This window comes from Pseudomonas sp. FSL W5-0203, from assembly GCF_001896155.1.
In the GTDB taxonomy this organism is placed as follows: domain Bacteria; phylum Pseudomonadota; class Gammaproteobacteria; order Pseudomonadales; family Pseudomonadaceae; genus Aquipseudomonas; species Aquipseudomonas paracarnis.
On the sequence record NZ_MPOR01000021.1, the window covers coordinates 69,733 to 87,844 of the forward strand.

The 18,112-nt window shown below is 60.2% G+C and carries 12 protein-coding genes; 7 read left to right on the forward strand and 5 right to left on the reverse strand.

From position 1 onward, the window contains the following. The first annotated feature begins 40 nt into the window (after positions 1-40). From BOP96_RS18600 to BOP96_RS18610, 3 genes are all read left to right on the forward strand, one after another. Positions 41-1,498: an efflux transporter outer membrane subunit gene (locus BOP96_RS18600; RefSeq protein ID WP_371925428.1), complete on the forward strand. Its 1,458-nt coding sequence runs from the start codon at positions 41-43 to the stop codon at positions 1,496-1,498. A 364-nt stretch (positions 1,499-1,862) separates the two neighbouring features. Next, positions 1,863-3,959, forward strand: a complete 2,097-nt coding sequence (locus BOP96_RS18605; RefSeq protein WP_038450352.1) for a putative bifunctional diguanylate cyclase/phosphodiesterase — start codon at positions 1,863-1,865, stop codon at positions 3,957-3,959. Between the two features lie 54 nt (positions 3,960-4,013). Next, positions 4,014-4,760 carry an SDR family oxidoreductase gene (locus BOP96_RS18610; protein WP_073453637.1) on the forward strand — a complete coding sequence of 249 codons (747 nt, stop codon included), beginning with the start codon at positions 4,014-4,016 and terminating at the stop codon, positions 4,758-4,760. Here the strand turns inward: BOP96_RS18610 and mapR are convergent. The 3 genes from mapR to BOP96_RS18625 form a co-directional block, all read right to left on the reverse strand. Continuing rightward, on the reverse strand, positions 4,757-6,166 hold the full coding sequence (gene mapR, locus BOP96_RS18615; RefSeq protein ID WP_073453639.1) for a GntR family transcriptional regulator MpaR: 1,410 nt from the start codon (positions 6,164-6,166) through the stop codon (positions 4,757-4,759). The genes BOP96_RS18610 and mapR overlap by 4 nt on opposite strands. Before the next feature lie 155 nt (positions 6,167-6,321). After that, complete coding sequence (ccoG, locus tag BOP96_RS18620) at positions 6,322-7,731, reverse strand: cytochrome c oxidase accessory protein CcoG (protein ID WP_038452177.1); 1,410 nt, start codon at positions 7,729-7,731, stop codon at positions 6,322-6,324. A 184-nt stretch (positions 7,732-7,915) separates the two neighbouring features. Further along, the gene (locus BOP96_RS18625) at positions 7,916-8,155 is read right to left on the reverse strand and encodes a DUF3203 family protein (protein WP_019816870.1); all 240 of its coding nucleotides are present in this window, start codon (positions 8,153-8,155) and stop codon (positions 7,916-7,918) included. Positions 8,156-8,277: 122 nt separating this feature from the next. Between BOP96_RS18625 and BOP96_RS18630 the strand changes: the two genes are divergently transcribed. Further along, positions 8,278-8,769 (forward strand): MgtC/SapB family protein, encoded by a 492-nt coding sequence (locus BOP96_RS18630; RefSeq protein ID WP_014718686.1) that lies wholly within the window; start codon positions 8,278-8,280, stop codon positions 8,767-8,769. 19 nt (positions 8,770-8,788) lie between these two features. Here BOP96_RS18630 and BOP96_RS30575 read toward each other — a convergent pair whose 3' ends face one another. Together BOP96_RS30575 and BOP96_RS30115 are read right to left on the reverse strand one after the other, a co-directional pair. Beyond that, positions 8,789-9,802, reverse strand: coding sequence for a M10 family metallopeptidase C-terminal domain-containing protein (locus BOP96_RS30575; RefSeq protein ID WP_232246219.1), 1,014 nt, complete (start codon positions 9,800-9,802; stop codon positions 8,789-8,791). A gap of 195 nt (positions 9,803-9,997) precedes the next feature. Beyond that, positions 9,998-10,162, reverse strand: coding sequence for a hypothetical protein (locus BOP96_RS30115; RefSeq protein WP_165835081.1), 165 nt, complete (start codon positions 10,160-10,162; stop codon positions 9,998-10,000). Positions 10,163-10,366: 204 nt separating this feature from the next. Here BOP96_RS30115 and BOP96_RS18645 point away from each other — a divergent pair, with 204 nt between their 5' ends. The 3 genes from BOP96_RS18645 to glgB all read left to right on the forward strand — a co-directional run bounded on the left by BOP96_RS18645 (position 10,367) and on the right by glgB (position 18,110). After that, entirely contained in the window at positions 10,367-12,355 is a 1,989-nt protein-coding gene (locus BOP96_RS18645) for an alpha-1,4-glucan--maltose-1-phosphate maltosyltransferase (RefSeq protein WP_073453641.1), read from the forward strand. A gap of 164 nt (positions 12,356-12,519) precedes the next feature. Then, the gene (treS, locus tag BOP96_RS18650) at positions 12,520-15,867 is read left to right on the forward strand and encodes a maltose alpha-D-glucosyltransferase (protein ID WP_073453643.1); all 3,348 of its coding nucleotides are present in this window, start codon (positions 12,520-12,522) and stop codon (positions 15,865-15,867) included. Then, positions 15,864-18,110 (forward strand): 1,4-alpha-glucan branching protein GlgB, encoded by a 2,247-nt coding sequence (gene glgB / locus BOP96_RS18655; RefSeq protein ID WP_014718682.1) that lies wholly within the window; start codon positions 15,864-15,866, stop codon positions 18,108-18,110. Before treS ends, glgB begins: the two co-directional genes overlap by 4 nt. The last annotated feature ends 2 nt before the right edge of the window (positions 18,111-18,112 follow it).

Here is an 18,112-nt window from a genome sequence, read left to right on the forward strand (position 1 = left end):
CTTGCTCGCGAAAAAGGCCCAGACGCCGCGCTCATCCAGAATGAACGCGTTAACGTTGGCAGTCTTCGCGAGCAAGCTTGCTCCTACAGTGGGCTTGGCCATGTTGCTCAGCGCCTGCGCCATCGGCCCTGACTACAAACGCCCGGACGTCATCGAGCCGGTGCAGTTCAAGGAGGCCCAGGGCTGGCGCCAGGCCAATCCGAGCGACTCCCTGGCCCGCGGCGCCTGGTGGGAGCTGTACGGTGACCGACAACTCAATGACCTGGTGGTGCGCCTCAACGCGTCCAACCAGACCGTCGCCCAGGCCGAAGCGCGTTTTCGTCAGGCAAAGGCGCTGGTGCGCAGCTCACGCGGGGCGTTTTACCCCAGCGTTGACCTGAGCGTGGGTAAAACCCGCGCCAGCCAGGGCACCGGCAGCAGCAGCGCCAGCCTCAGCAGCTCCAGCAGTGGTATCCGCGACACCCTCAATGCCCAGTTGGGTGTGAGCTGGGAAGCCGATATCTGGGGCAAGTTGCGCCGTGGTCTGGAGGCCAACGAAGCCAGCGCCGAGGCAAGCTCGGCCGACTTGGCCGCAATGCGTCTGAGCCAGCAGTCCGAACTGGTGCAAAGCTACCTGCAACTGCGGGTCATGGACGAACAGACGCGGCTGCTGCAAGCCACGCTGGACACCTACCAGCGTTCATTGAAAATGACCGAAAACCAATACCGCGCCGGTGTGGCCGGCAAGGACGCCATTGCCCAGGCGCAAACCCAGCTCAAGACCACCCAGGCCAGCCTGATCGACTTGATCTGGCAACGCGCCCAGCTGGAAAACGCCATAGCCGTGCTGATTGGCGAAGCCCCGGCCAACTTCAATCTGGCGGTGAGCAAAGATATTCCGGCGCTACCGCAAATACCGGTGAGCCTGCCGTCCCAACTGCTGGAGCGTCGCCCCGATATTGCCTCGGCCGAACGCTCGGTGATCGCCGCCAACGCCAATATCGGCGTGGCCAAGGCGGCCTATTACCCGGACCTCAGCCTGAGCCTGCAGGGCGGCTATTCCAGCAGCACTTATGAAGATTGGATCAGCCTGCCGAACCGCTTCTGGTCGGTGGGGCCGAAACTGGCCATGACCCTGTTCGATGGCGGCCAGCGCTCGGCGGAAGTCGACCGCAGCGTGGCCAGCTATGACGAGACCGTGGCCAAGTACCGCCAGACCGTGCTGGACGGTTTCCGTGAGGTGGAAAACTACATGGTCCAGCTCAAGGTGCTCGCCGATGAGGCGGTGGTCAGCAATGAAGCGCTGGAATCGGCGCGTGAATCCTTGCGCTTGACCGAAAACCAATACAAGGCCGGGTTGATTGCCTATCTGGATGTGGTCACGGTGCAGGCAACGGCCTTGAGCAACGAGCGCACCGTGTTGACCTTGCTGCAATCGCGCCTGGTGGCGAGTGTGCAATTGATTGCAGCGTTGGGCGGAGGCTGGGACGGCCAGACCTCCCTGGCTGAAAAGGAGTAACCGGATGCGCCGCGCATCCTGGGGGAGCAAGATCAACTGTGTGGGCTTGCCCCAATGCCAGTCAGTTAAGCACAGTACCCTGTGGGAGCTGGCTTGCCTGCGATAGCGTTAGTGCAGTAGTAGTTGCGGTGACTGACACACCGCCTTCGCGGGCAAGCCCGCTCCCACAGGGGATCTGCGCAGGCCACATTTTGATGTCCATGACGTCGTTGAAAACAGCCTGGCGAAGCCATCCGATTGACGCCAAAAACTCACTAATGGCCAACTGATTAATTAATCACCTGCCTCGGATTCATACTCGCTACAATCGCCCGCTTTGCCACCCGGCACGGGCTTTTTCGCCCCGTCGCCAGCGAGAAAACCTATGTTGATCGGTAGCTATTCAACCTCCCTTGTCGTGATTTCCCTGTGCGTGGCCATCCTGGCGTCCTACACGGCCTTGGACCTGGCCGGGCGTATCGCGACCGCCAAGGGGCGGGCTGTATACCTATGGATCACTGGCGGCGCAGTGGCGATGGGCGTGGGCATCTGGTCCATGCACTTTATCGGGATGTTGGCCCTGCGCCTGCCGTTTGCCCTCGGGTTTGAGGTAGGCATTACCCTGTTTTCGCTGTTGATCGCCGTGCTATCCAGTGGTTTCGCGTTATGGCTGGTCAGCCAGCCACGCTTGCCGGTCTGGCAACTGGCATTCGGGGCGTTGGTAATGGGCGCTGGAATTGCCAGCATGCATTACACCGGCATGGCCGCGATGCGCATGACACCCGGCATTGATTACGACCCGACCTTATTTGGCGCTTCGTTGGTGATCGCGGTGGTGGCTTCCGGCGCCGCCCTGTGGATCGCCTTCAACCTGCGGCGCAACACACCTTATGTGCGGCTGGCACGGGGTGGCGCCGCCGTCGTGATGGGCGTGGCCATCGTGGGGATGCACTACACCGGGATGGCTGCGGCGCGCTTTGCCGATGGCAGCTTCTGCGGCGCCGCATTGACCGGCTTGAGCGGCAAGGGCCTGGATAACCTGGTCTTGGTCACTTCGCTGGCGGTGCTGGTCATTGCGCTCTTGACCTCGGTGCTGGATGCGCGCCTGGAAGCGCGCACCGCCGTACTCGCCGATTCCCTGACCCTGGCCAATCAGGAACTTACTCACCTGGCCCTGCATGACATGCTCACCGGCCTGCCCAATCGCACGTTGTTGGCTGATCGCATTCAACAAGGCATCCAGGCGGTGAACGAGCGGGGCGGTTGCTTTGCCTTGATGTTTATCGACCTGGATGGCTTCAAACCGGTCAACGATGCCTTTGGTCATCACTTGGGCGACCAGTTACTGCGCGAGGTCGGCTTGCGCTTGCGTGAGGACTTGCGCAGCCAGGACACCCTGGCCCGTATCGGCGGCGATGAGTTCGTATTGCTGGTGCAACTCACCCAGCCCGACGATGCCATGGGCTTGGCCGAGCGCCAGGTGAGCCTGATCAACCGCACCTTCACGGTGGCCGAGCATGAGTTGCAGATCTCGGCCAGCGTCGGTATCGCCATGTTCCCCGGTAACGGTAATAGTCCTCAGGAACTGCTGATGAACGCCGACGCGGCGATGTATCACGCCAAGGGCATGGGCAAGAACGGCTACAGCTTCTTCGATGTGTCGATGAACACCAATGCGCGCAAACAACTGCAATTGCTGCAGGACCTGCGCAATGCCCTGGAGCAGGGGCAATTTCGTTTGCACTACCAACCCAAGTTCGACGCCGTCAGCGGTCTTGCCGTGGGGGCCGAGGCGCTGTTGCGCTGGGAGCATCCGCAACAAGGCTTGTTGATGCCCGCTACGTTTATTGCACTGGCGGAGAAAACCGGGCTGATCATCCCCATCGGCGAATGGGTACTCGATGAAGCTTGTCGCCAGATGAGCCTGTGGTACGCACAGGGTTATGAGCACTGGCGCATTGCCGTAAACCTCTCGGCGTTGCAGTTCTGCCACGCCGGGTTGGTCAACAGCGTAGCGGCCGCGCTGGAGCGTCACCAATTACCGGCCAACAGCCTCACGCTGGAGATCACCGAGACCACCGCCATGAGCGATGCCGACGCGAGCATGAAGGTATTGCAGCAACTGTCGGACATGGGTGTGGACCTGTCCATCGATGACTTTGGCACCGGGTACTCCAGCCTCATGTACCTCAAGCGCCTGCCGGCCAATGAGTTGAAGATCGACCGCGGCTTTGTACGTGACCTGGAACACGACAGCGACGACGCCGCCATCGTCTCGGCCATCGTGGCCCTCGGCCAGGCTCTGGACTTACGGATTGTCGCCGAAGGCGTGGAAACCGATGCGCAGCAAAATTTCCTTACCCGCCTGGGGTGTGATTCCTTGCAAGGCTATCTGTTGGGGCATCCATTGCCGGCCGACAGCTTCATGACCAATATCCGCAGTGCCGAACAGGCAGCAGTGCCTGACAAACGCCCTGAGTGACGGGTATTCTTGGATCCAACCCTAAACATCAGGTTGATTCAGGAGACCGCAGCCATGGACAAAGTCGTCATCATCACCGGGGGCAGCCGAGGGATTGGCGCCGAGACGGCCTTGCTGGCCGCTCGCGAAGGTTATCGCATCTGCATTAATTATCAGTCGGACGAGAAGGCTGCCCATGCTGTGGTTGAACAAGTGCGCGGCCTCGGAGCACAGGCCATCGCGGTGCGCGCCGATGTCAGCATCGAAGATGAGGTGATTGCGCTGTTCAATCGTGTGGATGCCGAATTGGGGCGTGTCACTGCGCTGGTCAATAATGCCGGTACCGTGGGGCAAAAATCGCGGGTCGACGAGATGTCCGAGTTTCGTATCCTCAAAATCCTCAAGACCAATGTGCTGGGCCCGATTCTGTGTGCCAAGCACGCGGTGTTACGCATGTCGCCCCGGCATGGCGGGCAGGGCGGCAGTATCGTCAACGTGTCCTCGGTGGCGGCGCGGCTGGGCTCGCCGGGTGAGTATGTCGACTACGCCGCCTCCAAGGGCGCGCTGGATACCTTTACCCTGGGGTTGTCGAAGGAGGTGGCGGGCGAGGGCATTCGCGTCAACGCCGTGCGCCCAGGCTATATCTTTACCGATTTCCATGCCCTGAGCGGCGACCCGGACCGAGTCAGCAAGCTGGAGTCCGGCATCCCGATGGCGCGCGGCGGGCGTCCGGATGAAGTGGCGGAGGCGATTATCTGGTTACTGTCGGACAAGGCATCGTATTCCACCGGAACGTTTATCGACTTGGGGGGCGGCCGTTAAAACGATCGCACAATCCGCCCTAATGTCTCCATGGCCTTTTCCGATGCCTCGTTCCACGGGCTGCCATAGTTCAAGCGTATGCAGTTTCTGAACCGCTGAGTTGCGGAAAAGATCGGCCCCGGCGCAATGCTGATGCCCTGGGCCAAGGCCATCTGGAACAACTTCAGCGAGTCGGTCTGCTCCGGCAATTCCAACCACAGGAAATAGCCCCCCGCCGGCTGGCTGACCCGTGTCTGGGCCGGGAAGTAGCGAGCGATAGCCGCGAGCATGGCGCTTTGCTGTTCTTCCAGGGCGTAGCGCAGTTTGCGCAGGTGGCGGTCATAGCCGCCGTGTTGCAGGTAGTCGGCAATTGCCGCCTGGGCCGGCATCGACGGGCATAACGAGGTCATCAACTTGAGCCGCTCGACCTTCTGTGCAAAGCGCCCGGCGGCGACCCAGCCCACTCGGTAACCCGGCGCCAGGCTCTTGGCAAAGGAGCCGCAATGCATCACCAGCCCTTCGGTATCGAAGGCCTTGGCCGGCTTAGGCGCTTGTTGCCCGTAGTACAGCTCGGCGTAGACGTCATCTTCGATCAGCGGCACTTGATGGCTGCGCAGCAGTTCCACCAGCGCCTGTTTTTTCTCTTCAGGCAGCGTGGCGCCCATGGGGTTCTGGAAACTGGTCATGGTCCAGCAGGCCTTGATCGGATAGCGCTCAAGGCTTTGGGCCAGGGCGTTCAGGTCAATACCGTCGCGCGGGTGCACCGGGATCTCCACGGCCTTGAGCTTCAGGCGTTCAAGCACTTGCAAACACGCGTAGAACGCCGGCGCCTCGATGGCCACCAGGTCGCCCGGTTCGGTCACGGCCTGCAGGCACAGGTTCAACGCTTCGAGAGCACCGTTGGTGATCAACAGCTCCTCCATCGGCAGCATCAGGCCACCGACCATATAGCGCAGGGCAATCTGCCGGCGCAGTTGCGGGTTGCCCGGCGACATGTCGGTGACCACCAAGCGTGGGTCCATTTCGCGGCTGGCGCTGGCCAGGGAACGGGCCAGGCGCGGCAGCGGGAACAGCATGGGGCAGGGGAAGGCCGAGCCGAAGGGCACGGTGTTGGGGTCTTTGATGGAGTCCAGTACCGAGAACACCAGCTCACTCACGCCCACCTCGGTGGACTCATGCACCTGCTCACTCACCACCGGTTCGGAAAACGGGCTGGGCGCATGGGTGTTGACGAAGTAGCCAGAGCGGGGGCGTGCGCGAATCAGGCCACGACGCTCCAGCAGGTAGTAGGCCTGGAACACGGTGGACGGGCTGACGCCGTAGGCCTGGCTGGCATAGCGCACCGATGGCACGCGCTGGCCGGGGCCGAGGACGCCGGAGCGGATCAGTTCTGCGATGTCGTCGGCAAATTTTTCGTAGCGTTTCATGGCGGCCTAATTAGCTTTTTGAATGTGTACGCAGGGCAAATTGTAGGCGCTGGCTTGCCTGCGAAGGCGGTGTGTCAGTCACTGCATCTGTTACTGCTCTACCGCTTTCGCAGGCAAGCCAGCTCCCACATTTGATCTCTGTTGTTGATGAAGTATCAGCGATTCAAGGGCGCTACGAAGCGGCTGTCAGCAGCGGTATAGATCCAAGGTTCATCCACATCAGTGACTTTAAAACGTAAGGTTTGAGAGCTGCTGGCCGGTGTGTCCGCCAGCAATGCTACCGACACCGGTATATCGACAATTTCCCCGGCAGCCAGGCTGACCTGGGTCTTGCCTTGCAACTGGAACCCCTCGGCATCCACCAGTTCCAGGCGGTATTCCTGGCGCTGCTGGGTTTTGTTGATCACCTTGAGGCTGTAGATGTTTTCGATCAAACCCAGGCTGTTTTCGCGGAACATGCCACGGTCTTTGGTCACATCCAGCGACACCATCGGCCGTTCAATCAGGGCCACCACCAGTGCCGCGAGCATCACCACCAGCACGGCACTGTAGCCGATCAGGCGTGGCCGCAGCAGATGAGTCTTGCCACCCTGCAATTGGTGCTCACTGGTATAACTGACCAAGCCACGGGCATAGCCCATTTTGTCCATGATCGAATCGCAGGCGTCGATGCAGGCTGCGCAGCCGATGCATTCCATCTGCAGGCCGTCGCGGATATCGATGCCCGTGGGGCATACCTGCACGCATAGCTGGCAATCGATGCAGTCACCGAGGCCAACCTGCGCTGGCGGCACGTCACGTTTACGCGGGCCACGTTGCTCGCCGCGGGCGGCGTCGTAGGAAATAGTCAGGGTGTCTTTATCAAACATCACGCTCTGGAAGCGTGCATAGGGGCACATATGCATGCATACGGCTTCGCGTAGCCAGCCGGCATTGATGTAAGTGGCCCCCGTGAAAAACAATACCCAAAACAGGCTCACACCGCCCATCTGCCACGTCAGCAGTTCGGCGGCCAAGGGGCGGATGGGGGTGAAGTAGCCCACAAACGTCAGCCCGGTCAACACACTGATACCCAGCCACAACGTATGTTTGGCCGAGCGCCGTGCCAGCTTATTCAGGCTCCAGGGTGCCGCCTGCAGTTTGATACGTTGGTTGCGTTCACCCTCGGTCACCTTCTCGCACCACATGAACAGCCAGGTAAACGAGCTTTGCGGGCAGGTGTAGCCGCACCAGACGCGGCCGGCAAACACCGTGATCGCGAAGAGGCCGAAGGCACAGATGATCAACAGCGCCGAGAGCAGGATGAAATCCTGGGGCCAGAATGTCGCACCAAAGATATGGAACTTGCTCTCGGCCAAGTCCCATAGTACGGCTTGGCGTCCACCCCAGTTCAGCCACACAGTGCCAAAAAAAGCCAGAAACAGCAGGCCGGCACCGCCCACGCGCAAGGTGCGGAACACACCGGTAAAACTGCGGGTATGGATCAGGTTGTCGCTGGATTTGGCCTTCACCTTCTTTGGGTGAATGGGCTCAAAGGTTTCCACGGTTGGGATTCGTTCGCTCATGGTCATTCGCTCATCAGCCTCCATCAGGCGGATGAACTATGGGCGACAGACTGTTTGCATAACAGACTCAGGTGGAAGGATAAAAAGCGGATCAGATAGGCTTGATGCGTTCTTGTGCGTCAATGTGCTGCACCCCGAGTCTATAGGGGTGCAGGGATTCAAAGGGTTCGATGATACAGATCAATCAAATCACCGAACCAGGCTTTTGCGCCTTTACATGGTTACGGCCATCCGTGGCCCCTTCAACCGTCAGCGCGTCGGCTTCGGCTTCAGTGATATAGACCCGCTCGCCCGCCAACTCCACATAGGACATGGCTTTGTCATGGTCGGTAAGGATCTTCACGCGGGTGGCTGGCAGGCTTTGTTCCTGGCCGTCCACGTCGAGCGTGAAGTAGCACAAATGGTTTTCGATGCGCAGGGGCATGGCGATCTCCTTTCTATGGGCTCTATCACGTTAGGCGACCCCTATGACAAGGGGTTCCAGGCAACTGACTGGCGGTCTGCGCTGTCCATCCTTTATCTATCCATAATAAAAGGAGCGCATCCATGGACGCCTGGTGGCATCAAGTGTGGCAAACACTGCAAGCCGAATTCGCGGACATCGGCGATGCCCGGCAACTCACCCAAGTGACGGTGCGCCTGCTGATCGCCGCGATCCTGGGCGGCATCCTGGGTTTTGAGCGTGAGCACAAGGGCAAGGCGGCTGGCGTGCGCACCCATATGCTGGTTGCGCTTGGTGCGGCGCTGTTCGTGCTGGTGCCGCAGATGTCCGGCAACCAGGCGGACGCCATGAGCCGTGTGGTTCAGGGGGTGATTGCGGGTATCGGCTTCCTTGGCGCCGGCACCATCCTCAAGGGCAAGGAAGATGAAGAGGGCCAGCATGTGAAGGGCCTGACCACGGCTGCCGGGTTGTGGATGACCGCCGCCATTGGTGTGGCGGCGGGGATGGGGCGTGAATCGACGGCAGTACTCAGTACACTGCTGGCCCTGGCGGTGTTCAGCATCATGCCGAGAATCGTCAGATTGTTGGAAAAGTGATCCTGAGTCATACCGCGGATCAGGTCACGATGTTGCTTTGGCGTACCTCACCAAACACCTTGAGCAAAAAGGGGTCTTTGCCCGGCGCATCGGCGATGACAATTACGCTGGTGTTGGCGCTGGGCGAGTGATGGATCTGCATTTCACCGATTACTTCTGGAAACCGATCGACCGGCCGCAGCGACGTGTTCAGCTGCCGCTGGATGCCGGACAGGTCCAGTTTATCTCCCGATTTGAAATTGCGGATCTCGCTGGGGGCCTCCAGGGTAGATTCACTGGTGGCGTTGAAACTGTAGGTTGCAGCGCGAGTGTCGGCAGGCGATGAGTCCTGCGTTTCAGGCGCCGCCGATTGGTCGAGCTTTTCGTCGCTCAGGGACGAAGCTGCATCCGTGAGGGCTTTGGACTTGGTCTCCATTGCAGAAAAATTTTTGCTCAAAGCACCCAGTTCTTCGAGCCAATTTTTGTGATGGTCAACGGTGTTCCAGATGTCGCCGTCGAACGCGGCGGTAATGATTTCCAGAAGTTTGAGCCTCATTTTATCGGCCGCCTCATTGATCACCTGGTGCTTGGCAGACTCCAGGTTTGAATCAATATTTTTTTTGTCGAGCTTGTCCCTGATCTCTCGAAGTGTTTCGCGGTTTTTTTTCGCGTTGGCGCCCCTCGACATTAATTTGACATTCTCTGGGGTCAATGTGGTGTTGAACTGCTCAGTGATTGCGCGAGATTTCGGCGAGCTTGGATTGCGTTGTATCTCCTTGATGGTGTCTGGGGTCAATGCCGTATTCAGGTCGTCCAACTTATTCTTCGCCTCTACCTCCGACATAGAAGGTGAGGTGTTGGACTTCGTCGTTGGCGATAGAGGGGGATGGGGTGAGCGGTCAGGCGCCTTAGGGGAGGAGGACCAGTTCGGGCCGGCCTTTAGCAACGTATTTATTCGCTCGGGTGTCAGCGCCTGTTGATTGGAGACGGGATTGGAGGATGTGGGTGTTGTGACTGGAGCAGTGGGCGTTGATGGGGAGGTGATAGTCGACATGGGGCTACTCGTGATAAATGGGCTAAAGGCCAGGTGAAAAAAAGGCTGAGCATTCACGCGAGATCAATATAAAAAGGAACAGTAAAACGAACATTCAGCCTTGACGTGGAACTTCGTAGGACTCCTCGTTTTTTTGTGTGCTCGAACACCAGGACGTCTAGGTGTTCGAGCAGGCCGTGTTCTTGCTCTGATGATTTAGACGATCACCGGAGGCAGGGTCGTCGGCGGCTCTTGCACGGGCGGTGGGTCGTTTTCCGGCGGCTCTCTCTCTGGAATGGGCGCCGGTTCACTGGGTGGCGTCGGTAGTGGCGGAGTGTCGATATTCGGATCTTCAGGTTCAGGTGGTATCGGGATATTCATCGGTGTGGCCTCCTTTGTGCTTTGCTCTAGCGGTGGACCGCTGCCTGGGGCAATTGATTCCCTGCCCAGCGGCGGCATATCCACCTGAACTTTTGCGGCGCGCCCAGGCTCGGACCTTATACGGCCACGCTCAGGGAAAGCGTCGCCGCCTTTGAATTCGGATCAAGCCAAGAGCGTCCACAGGGCGTAAGGGGAAGATGCTCGATGATTGCTGAAACACTGGCTCCAGAAGGCTCGATACTGCCGCTGTCGCAAGCGCTGTTGTTACCCAGGATCGCTATCGAAAGCACCATGCCGGTGATCGACAATGGTGAGTTCGCCGTCAAGGCTGTGGTCGGCCAGCGTGTCAATGTCACCAGCAAAGTGTTCGCTGATGGTCACGACAAGCTGGCGGTGCTGATCCGCTGGCGCGTGCTGGAGGAAGAAAGCTGGCACAGCGTGGTCATGACCGATGTCGGCAACGATGGCTGGGAAGGCGCGTTCACCGTCGCCCAACTCGGGCCGCATGAATACTGCATCGAGGCATGGATCGATACCTTCGCCAGCTTCTGCTATGAATTGCGCAAGAAACATGAGGCCGGGGTGCCGGTCAGCCTTGAATTGCAGGAAGGCCGCAGCCTGGTGTTGCAGGCTGCCGAGCGCAGTGACAACGAATTGCGCGACCGTTTGATGGTGTTGCACCACGAACTGTCGGGCCTGCTGGAAACCGAGCAGGTGGCGTTGTTCCTGCACGAAGACAGTGCACACCTGATGACCCAGGCCGATCATCGCGCGTATCTGAGCGTCAGCCCCGCCTACCCAATTGACGTAGAGCGTGAGGCGGCGCAGTTCGCCAGTTGGTATGAGCTGTTTCCCCGCTCGATCACCGATGATCCGGCCCGCCACGGTACATTCAACGACGTGCACTCGCGCTTGTCGATGATCCACGACATGGGTTTTGACGTGCTGTACTTCCCGCCGATCCATCCTATCGGCCGCAGCCACCGCAAGGGCAAGAACAACTCACTCACCGCAGGCCCCGATGATCCGGGCAGTCCGTATGCCATCGGCAGCGCGGAGGGCGGGCATGAGGCGATTCACCCGCAACTGGGCAGCCGTGAGGATTTCCGTCGCCTGGTCAAGGCCGCTGCCGACCACGGCCTGGAAATTGCCCTGGACTTCGCCATCCAGTGCTCCCAGGACCACCCATGGCTTGAACAGCACCCTGGCTGGTTCAACTGGCGCCCCGACGGCACGATTAAGTACGCCGAGAACCCGCCGAAAAAGTATCAGGACATCGTCAACGTCGATTTCTATGCGGCGGATGCGATTCCGGGCTTATGGACAGAACTGCGCGACATTGTGGTGGGCTGGGTGGAAGAGGGCGTGAAGACCTTTCGCGTCGACAACCCGCACACCAAGCCGCTGCCGTTCTGGCAATGGCTGATCAGCGACGTGCGTGCCAAGTACCCGGAGGTGATCTTCCTCGCCGAAGCTTTCACCACCCCGGCAATGATGGCGCGCCTGGGCAAGGTCGGCTATTCCCAGAGCTATACCTACTTTACGTGGCGCAACACCAAGGCTGAACTGAGCGAGTACCTCACTCAACTGAACCAATCGCCCTGGCGTGAGTGCTACCGTCCGAACTTCTTCGTCAATACGCCGGACATCAACCCGGGTTTCCTGCGTGACTCCGGCCGCGCAGGCTTCCTGATCCGCGCTGCGCTGGCCACGATGGGCTCGGGCCTGTGGGGGATGTATTCAGGCTTTGAGTTGTGTGAGTCGGCGCCCGTGCCAGGCAAAGAAGAATACCTCGACTCCGAGAAGTACGAGATCCGCCCCCGCGACTTTACCGCCCCCGGCAACATCATCGCCGAGATCGCCCAGCTCAACCGCATCCGCCGCCAGAACCCGGCGTTGCACACGCACCTGGGGCTCAAGCTCTACAACGCCTGGAACGACAACATCCTGTACTTCGGCAAGCGCAGCGAGGACGGCAGCAATTTCATTCTGGTCGCCGTCAACCTCGACCCGCACAACGCCCAGGAAGCCCACTTTGAATTGCCGCTGTGGGAGATGGGGTTGCCCGACGATGCCCAGACCCAGGGCGAAGACTTGATGAACGGCCATCGCTGGACCTGGTACGGCAAGACCCAATGGACCCGGCTGGAGCCGCAGATGCCGTTCGGGATATGGCGCATCAGCACCCCCTGAGTGCTCGTTCCCACGCTCTGCGTGGGAACGCCTCACTTCGCTCTGCGTGGGAATGCCTCACTGGACGCTCTGCGTCGCGCTTGGGACGCGGAGCGTCCGGGGCTGCATTCCCACGCGGAGCCTGGGAACGATCCTCGAGAACTTTGTATTTTCAGGAGTTTGCAATGGCCAAGAAACCCAAGGCAGCCACCTTCATCAAAGACCCGCTCTGGTACAAAGACGCGGTGATCTACCAGGTACACGTCAAATCCTATTTCGACTCCAATAACGACGGCATTGGTGACTTTGCCGGGCTGATCGCCAAACTCGACTACATTGCCGACCTGGGCGTGAACACCATCTGGCTGCTGCCGTTCTACCCGTCTCCCCGCCGTGATGACGGCTACGACATTGCCGAATACCGCGGCGTGCACAGCGACTACGGGACGATGGCCGACGCCAAGCGCTTTATTGCCCAAGCCCACCAACGCGGGCTGCGCGTGATCACCGAGCTTGTGATCAACCACACCTCCGACCAGCACCCCTGGTTCCAGCGCGCGCGCAAGGCCAAGCCAGGCTCGGCGGCGCGGGACTTTTATGTGTGGTCGGACGATGACCAGAAATACGACGGCACGCGCATTATTTTCCTGGACACCGAAAAGTCCAACTGGACCTGGGACCCGGTGGCCGGCCAGTACTTCTGGCACCGCTTTTACTCGCACCAACCGGACCTCAACTTCGATAACCCGCAGGTCATGAAAGCGGTGCTGTCGGTGATGCGCTATTGGCTCGACCTGGGCATCGACGGCCTGCGCCTGGACGCCATTCCCTATCTGATCGAACGGGACGGCACCAACAACGAAAACCTGGCGGAAACCCACAACGTCCTCAAGCAGATCCGCGCTGAGATCGATGCCCATTATCCCGACCGCATGCTGCTGGCCGAAGCCAACCAGTGGCCGGAAGACACGCAGCTGTACTTTGGGGATAGAAAGGGTGATGACGGCGATGAATGCCACATGGCCTTTCACTTTCCACTGATGCCGCGCATGTACATGGCGTTGGCCCAGGAAGATCGCTTCCCCATTACCGACATTCTGCGCCAGACCCCGGAGATTCCCGCCAACTGCCAGTGGGCAATTTTCCTGCGCAACCATGATGAGCTGACCCTGGAAATGGTCACCGACAAAGAGCGCGACTACCTGTGGAACTACTACGCCGCAGACCGCCGCGCCCGCATCAACCTGGGCATTCGGCGACGCCTGGCGCCGCTGGTGGAGCGCGATCGTCGGCGGGTGGAATTGCTCAACAGCCTGTTGCTGTCGATGCCGGGCACGCCGACCCTGTACTACGGCGATGAAATCGGCATGGGCGACAACATCTACCTGGGCGACCGTGACGGCGTGCGCACGCCCATGCAATGGTCCATCGACCGCAATGGCGGGTTTTCCCGTGCCGACCCGGCCAGTCTGGTGTTGCCGCCGATCATGGACCCGCAATACGGCTACCAGTCGGTCAACGTCGAGACCCAGGCCCAGGACCCGCATTCATTGCTCAACTGGACCCGGCGCATGCTCGCAGTGCGCAAGCAGTCCAAGGCGTTTGGTCGTGGCAGCTTGAAAATGCTCTCGCCGACTAACCGGCGCATCCTGGCTTACACCCGTGAGTACACCGGTGAAGACGGCCACACCGAGATCATCCTGTGCGTGGCCAACGTGTCGCGCAGCGCCCAGGCGGCGGAGCTGGACCTGTCGGCCTTTGCCGGCATGGTGCCGGTGGAGATGCTTGGCGGTAATGCCTTCCCGCCAATCGGCCAGCTGAATTTCCTGCTGACCCTGGCGCCCTATGGTTTCTATTGGTTCGTGCTGGCAGCGGAAAACCAGATGCCCAGCTGGCATGTGGAACCGGCGCAAAGCATGCCCGACTTCACCACTTTGGTACTGAAAAAACGCATGGAAGAGCTACTCGAAGAACCTTGCCGCACCAGCCTGGAACATACGTCACTGCCCGCCTGGCTGCCCAAGCGGCGCTGGTTTGCCGGCAAAGATACGGCAATCGACACGGTGCACATCGCATATGGCGTGCGTTTTGGCGACCCGCAGCATCCGGTGTTGCTCAGTGAGATCGAAGTGACCAGTGCCGGCCAGGTCAGCCGCTACCAACTGCCCTTGGGCTTCCTTGGCGAAGACCGGTTCACCAGCGCCTTGCCCCAGCAATTGGCGTTGGCCCGAGTGCGACGCACCCGCCAGGTAGGTTTGGTGACCGATGCCTTCAGCCTTGAGCATTTTATCCTTGAGGTGATCCAGGCCATGCAGGCCGGCACCGTGCTCAATACCCCTGACGGCGATCTGCGATTCGAGGCCACTCAACACTTGGCCGCATTGCAACTGACCCGTGAATCGCCGGTGCGTTACTTGTCCGCCGAGCAGTCCAACAGCTCGGTGGTGGTCGGTGAGAGTCTGGTGCTCAAGCTGATTCGCAAAGTCAGCGCCGGCGTGCACCCGGAGCTGGAAATGAGTGCGTACCTGACCGCCGCTGGCTACCCGAACATCTCGCCGCTGCTGGGCTTTATGAGCCGCCAGGACGGGCAGGGACAGGACAACTTGCTGATGATTGCCCAGGGTTACTTGAGCAATCAGGGCGATGCCTGGAGCTGGACCCAGAACAACCTGGAGCGGGCGATCCGCGATGAGCTGGCCGACGCGATCTCTGAACAGGAACAGCATTACAACGCCCTCGGGGAACTGGCAGATTTTGCCGGTTTGCTCGGTCAGCGCCTGGGTGAAATGCACCTGGTGCTGGGTGCGCCAACGGCCGACAAGGCCTTCAAACCCGAACCCACCACAATCAAAGACACCCAAGCCTGGGCCAAGGATGTCGGCGCCCAGATCGACCGTGCCTTGCAGTTGCTCAAGCTTAATCAAAGCCAATTGAACCCCGCCGACCAGGCGTTGGTCAGTGAATTACTGGCGCAGAAAAAAGCCATCGCGGCGCATGTCCAGGCGTTGGCCAAAGCCACGGCGGGCGGATTGCGCATTCGCGTCCACGGTGACTTGCACCTGGGCCAGGTATTGGTGGTCAAGGGCGATGCCTACTTGATCGACTTCGAGGGCGAACCGGCGCGACCGCTGCATGAGCGGCGCGGCAAACACAGCCCTTATAAAGATGTGAGCGGTGTGCTGCGTTCCTTTGATTATGCCGCGGCCATGGCGCTGAATGTACAAGGGGTGGATCACACGCCAGAAGCGAACGCTGCGCGCAAACGCGTGACCGACCGCTACCTGAATGAAGCCCGCGTAGCATTTACCCAGGCTTACCAGGCCGCTGCGTCTACACTGGCGCATGACTGGCAGGATGCCAACGGCCAAGACGCAGCGCTGACCTTGTTCAGCTTGGAAAAGGCCGCGTACGAAGTGGCCTACGAAGCAGAAAACCGCCCGACCTGGCTGCCGGTGCCCCTGCAAGGGCTGCACAGCTTGCTGAGCGGGCTGACACCTATATCTAAACCTGTACGCGGTGGGGAGACGTCATGAGTTTTACACAGAGAGAACCGCTGCAGCCCAAGTTGACTGCATTGCCGGCGTCCAAGGACGTCGATGCGCTGGTGCGCGCCGAGCACCCCGACCCCTTTTCGATCCTGGGGCCCCATGATGACGAGCAGGGCGGCCAGTTTATCCGTGCGTTCCTGCCCGAGGCCCTGAGTGTCCAGGTACTGGCGCGTGACACAGGTGAGCCGTTTGGCAGCCTCGATGCCACCCAGGTGCCAGGCCTGTTTATTGGGCACTTCAGCACTCGCCAGCCCTACCTGCTGAAAATCCAGTGGGCCGGCGGTGAGCAGATCACCGAAGACCCCTACAGCTTCAGCCAATTGCTGCTGGGGGAAATGGACCTGTACCTGTTTGCCGAAGGCAATCACCGTGACCTGGGCAACTGCCTGGGGGCTCAGGTGGTCAGCGTCGATGGCGTGCAAGGCGTGCGCTTTGCCGTGTGGGCGCCGAACGCACGGCGGGTTTCGGTGGTGGGCGACTTCAATATCTGGGACGGGCGCCGCCACCCGATGCGCCTGCGTCATCCATCGGGGGTGTGGGAAATCTTTATCCCGCGCCTGCAACCGGGCGCGGCCTACAAGTATGAAATTCTCGGTGCCCACGGCATTCTGCCGCTCAAGGCCGACCCTGTGGCGCTGGCCACCCAACTACCGCCGGACACCGCCTCGAAGGTCGCCGCACCTTTGCAGGTGGATTGGCAGGACCATGAGTGGATGCAATCGCGGGGAGACAAGCAGAAAGCCACCGCGCCGTTGTCGATCTACGAGCTGCATGTGGGGTCCTGGCAGTGCGAGCTGGACGAGGCCGGTGAAGTGGCTCGGCAATATGGCTGGCGCGAATTGGCCGAGCGGCTGATTCCTTACGTTCAACAATTGGGCTTCACCCATATCGAACTGATGCCGATCATGGAGCACCCCTTTGGTGGCTCGTGGGGTTATCAAGCGTTATCCCAGTTTGCCCCCAGCGCGCGCTTTGGCTCGCCGGAAGACTTCGCCTGGTTCGTCAATGCCTGCCATCAGGCCGATATCGGCGTGATCCTTGATTGGGTGCCAGCGCATTTCCCCACCGATACCCACGGCCTGGCGCAATTTGACGGTACCGCGCTCTACGAATACGCCAACCCGCTGGAAGGGTTTCACCAGGACTGGGACACGCTGATCTACAACCTGGGCCGCACCGAGGTCCACGGTTTCATGCTCGCGTCGGCCTTGCACTGGCTCAAGCATTTCCACGTGGACGGCCTGCGTGTGGACGCAGTGGCCTCCATGCTGTATCGCGATTATTCGCGCAAGGCCGGTGAATGGGTGCCCAACCGTCATGGCGGCCGCGAGAACCTGGAAGCCATCGATTTCTTGCGGCACCTGAACGACGTGGTTGCCCTTGAAGCGCCGGGCGCGTTGGTAATTGCCGAGGAGTCCACGGCCTGGCCCGGCGTCAGCCAGCCGACCCAACAGGGAGGCCTGGGCTTCAACTACAAATGGAACATGGGCTGGATGCACGACTCCCTGCATTACATCCAGCAAGACCCGGTGTACCGCGCCCATCATCACAACGAGCTGAGTTTCGGGCTGGTGTACGCCTGGTCGGAGCGCTTTATCCTGCCGATTTCCCATGATGAGGTGGTGCACGGCAAGCACTCGCTGATCGACAAGATGCCCGGCGACCGCTGGCAGAAATTTGCCAACCTGCGCGCCTACCTCAGTTTCATGTGGATGCACCCCGGCAAGAAGCTGCTGTTCATGGGCTGCGAATTTGGCCAATGGCGCGAGTGGAACCACGACCAGCAACTGGATTGGTATTTGCTGCAATACCCCGAGCACCGTGGGGTGCAGAAGCTGGTTGGCGACCTGAACCGCCTGTACCGCGAAGAACCGGCGTTGCACGAACAGGACGATGCGCCCCAGGGCTTCCAATGGCTGATCGGTGATGACGCGATCAACAGCGTCTACGCCTGGCTGCGCTGGAGCAAGGGTGGCAAGCCGGTGTTGGTGGTTGCCAACTTCACCCCGGTGCCCCGTGAAGGCTACGCAGTCGGTGTGCCGTTTGGTGGGCGTTGGAGTGAGGTGATCAACAGTGATGCCGATACCTACGCCGGCTCCAATTACGGGAATGGCGGAGCCGTGTTTACCCAGGATGAGCCGCGCCATGGGCAACCGGTGTCGTTGTCGTTGAACCTGCCGCCCCTGGGCGTGCTGATTTTGCGACCTCAAGAGCCTGAAACGCTCTAGCG

Excerpts from the sequence above, each read along its gene's own strand:
- BOP96_RS18605 (WP_038450352.1), top strand. The coding sequence starts at position 1,863 with ATGTTGATCGGTAGCTATTCAACCTCCCTTGTCGTGATTTCCCTGTGC.
- BOP96_RS18625 (WP_019816870.1), bottom strand. The coding sequence starts at position 8,155 with ATGCCCCTGCGCATCGAAAACCATTTGTGCTACTTCACGCTCGACGTG.
- BOP96_RS18600 (WP_371925428.1), top strand. The coding sequence starts at position 41 with ATGAACGCGTTAACGTTGGCAGTCTTCGCGAGCAAGCTTGCTCCTACA.
- BOP96_RS18610 (WP_073453637.1), top strand. The coding sequence starts at position 4,014 with ATGGACAAAGTCGTCATCATCACCGGGGGCAGCCGAGGGATTGGCGCC.
- BOP96_RS18645 (WP_073453641.1), top strand. The coding sequence starts at position 10,367 with ATGATTGCTGAAACACTGGCTCCAGAAGGCTCGATACTGCCGCTGTCG.
- BOP96_RS18630 (WP_014718686.1), top strand. The coding sequence starts at position 8,278 with ATGGACGCCTGGTGGCATCAAGTGTGGCAAACACTGCAAGCCGAATTC.
- mapR (WP_073453639.1), bottom strand. The coding sequence starts at position 6,166 with ATGAAACGCTACGAAAAATTTGCCGACGACATCGCAGAACTGATCCGC.
- glgB (WP_014718682.1), top strand. The coding sequence starts at position 15,864 with ATGAGTTTTACACAGAGAGAACCGCTGCAGCCCAAGTTGACTGCATTG.
- treS (WP_073453643.1), top strand. The coding sequence starts at position 12,520 with ATGGCCAAGAAACCCAAGGCAGCCACCTTCATCAAAGACCCGCTCTGG.
- BOP96_RS30575 (WP_232246219.1), bottom strand. The coding sequence starts at position 9,802 with ATGTCGACTATCACCTCCCCATCAACGCCCACTGCTCCAGTCACAACA.
- BOP96_RS30115 (WP_165835081.1), bottom strand. The coding sequence starts at position 10,162 with ATGAATATCCCGATACCACCTGAACCTGAAGATCCGAATATCGACACT.
- ccoG (WP_038452177.1), bottom strand. The coding sequence starts at position 7,731 with ATGAGCGAACGAATCCCAACCGTGGAAACCTTTGAGCCCATTCACCCA.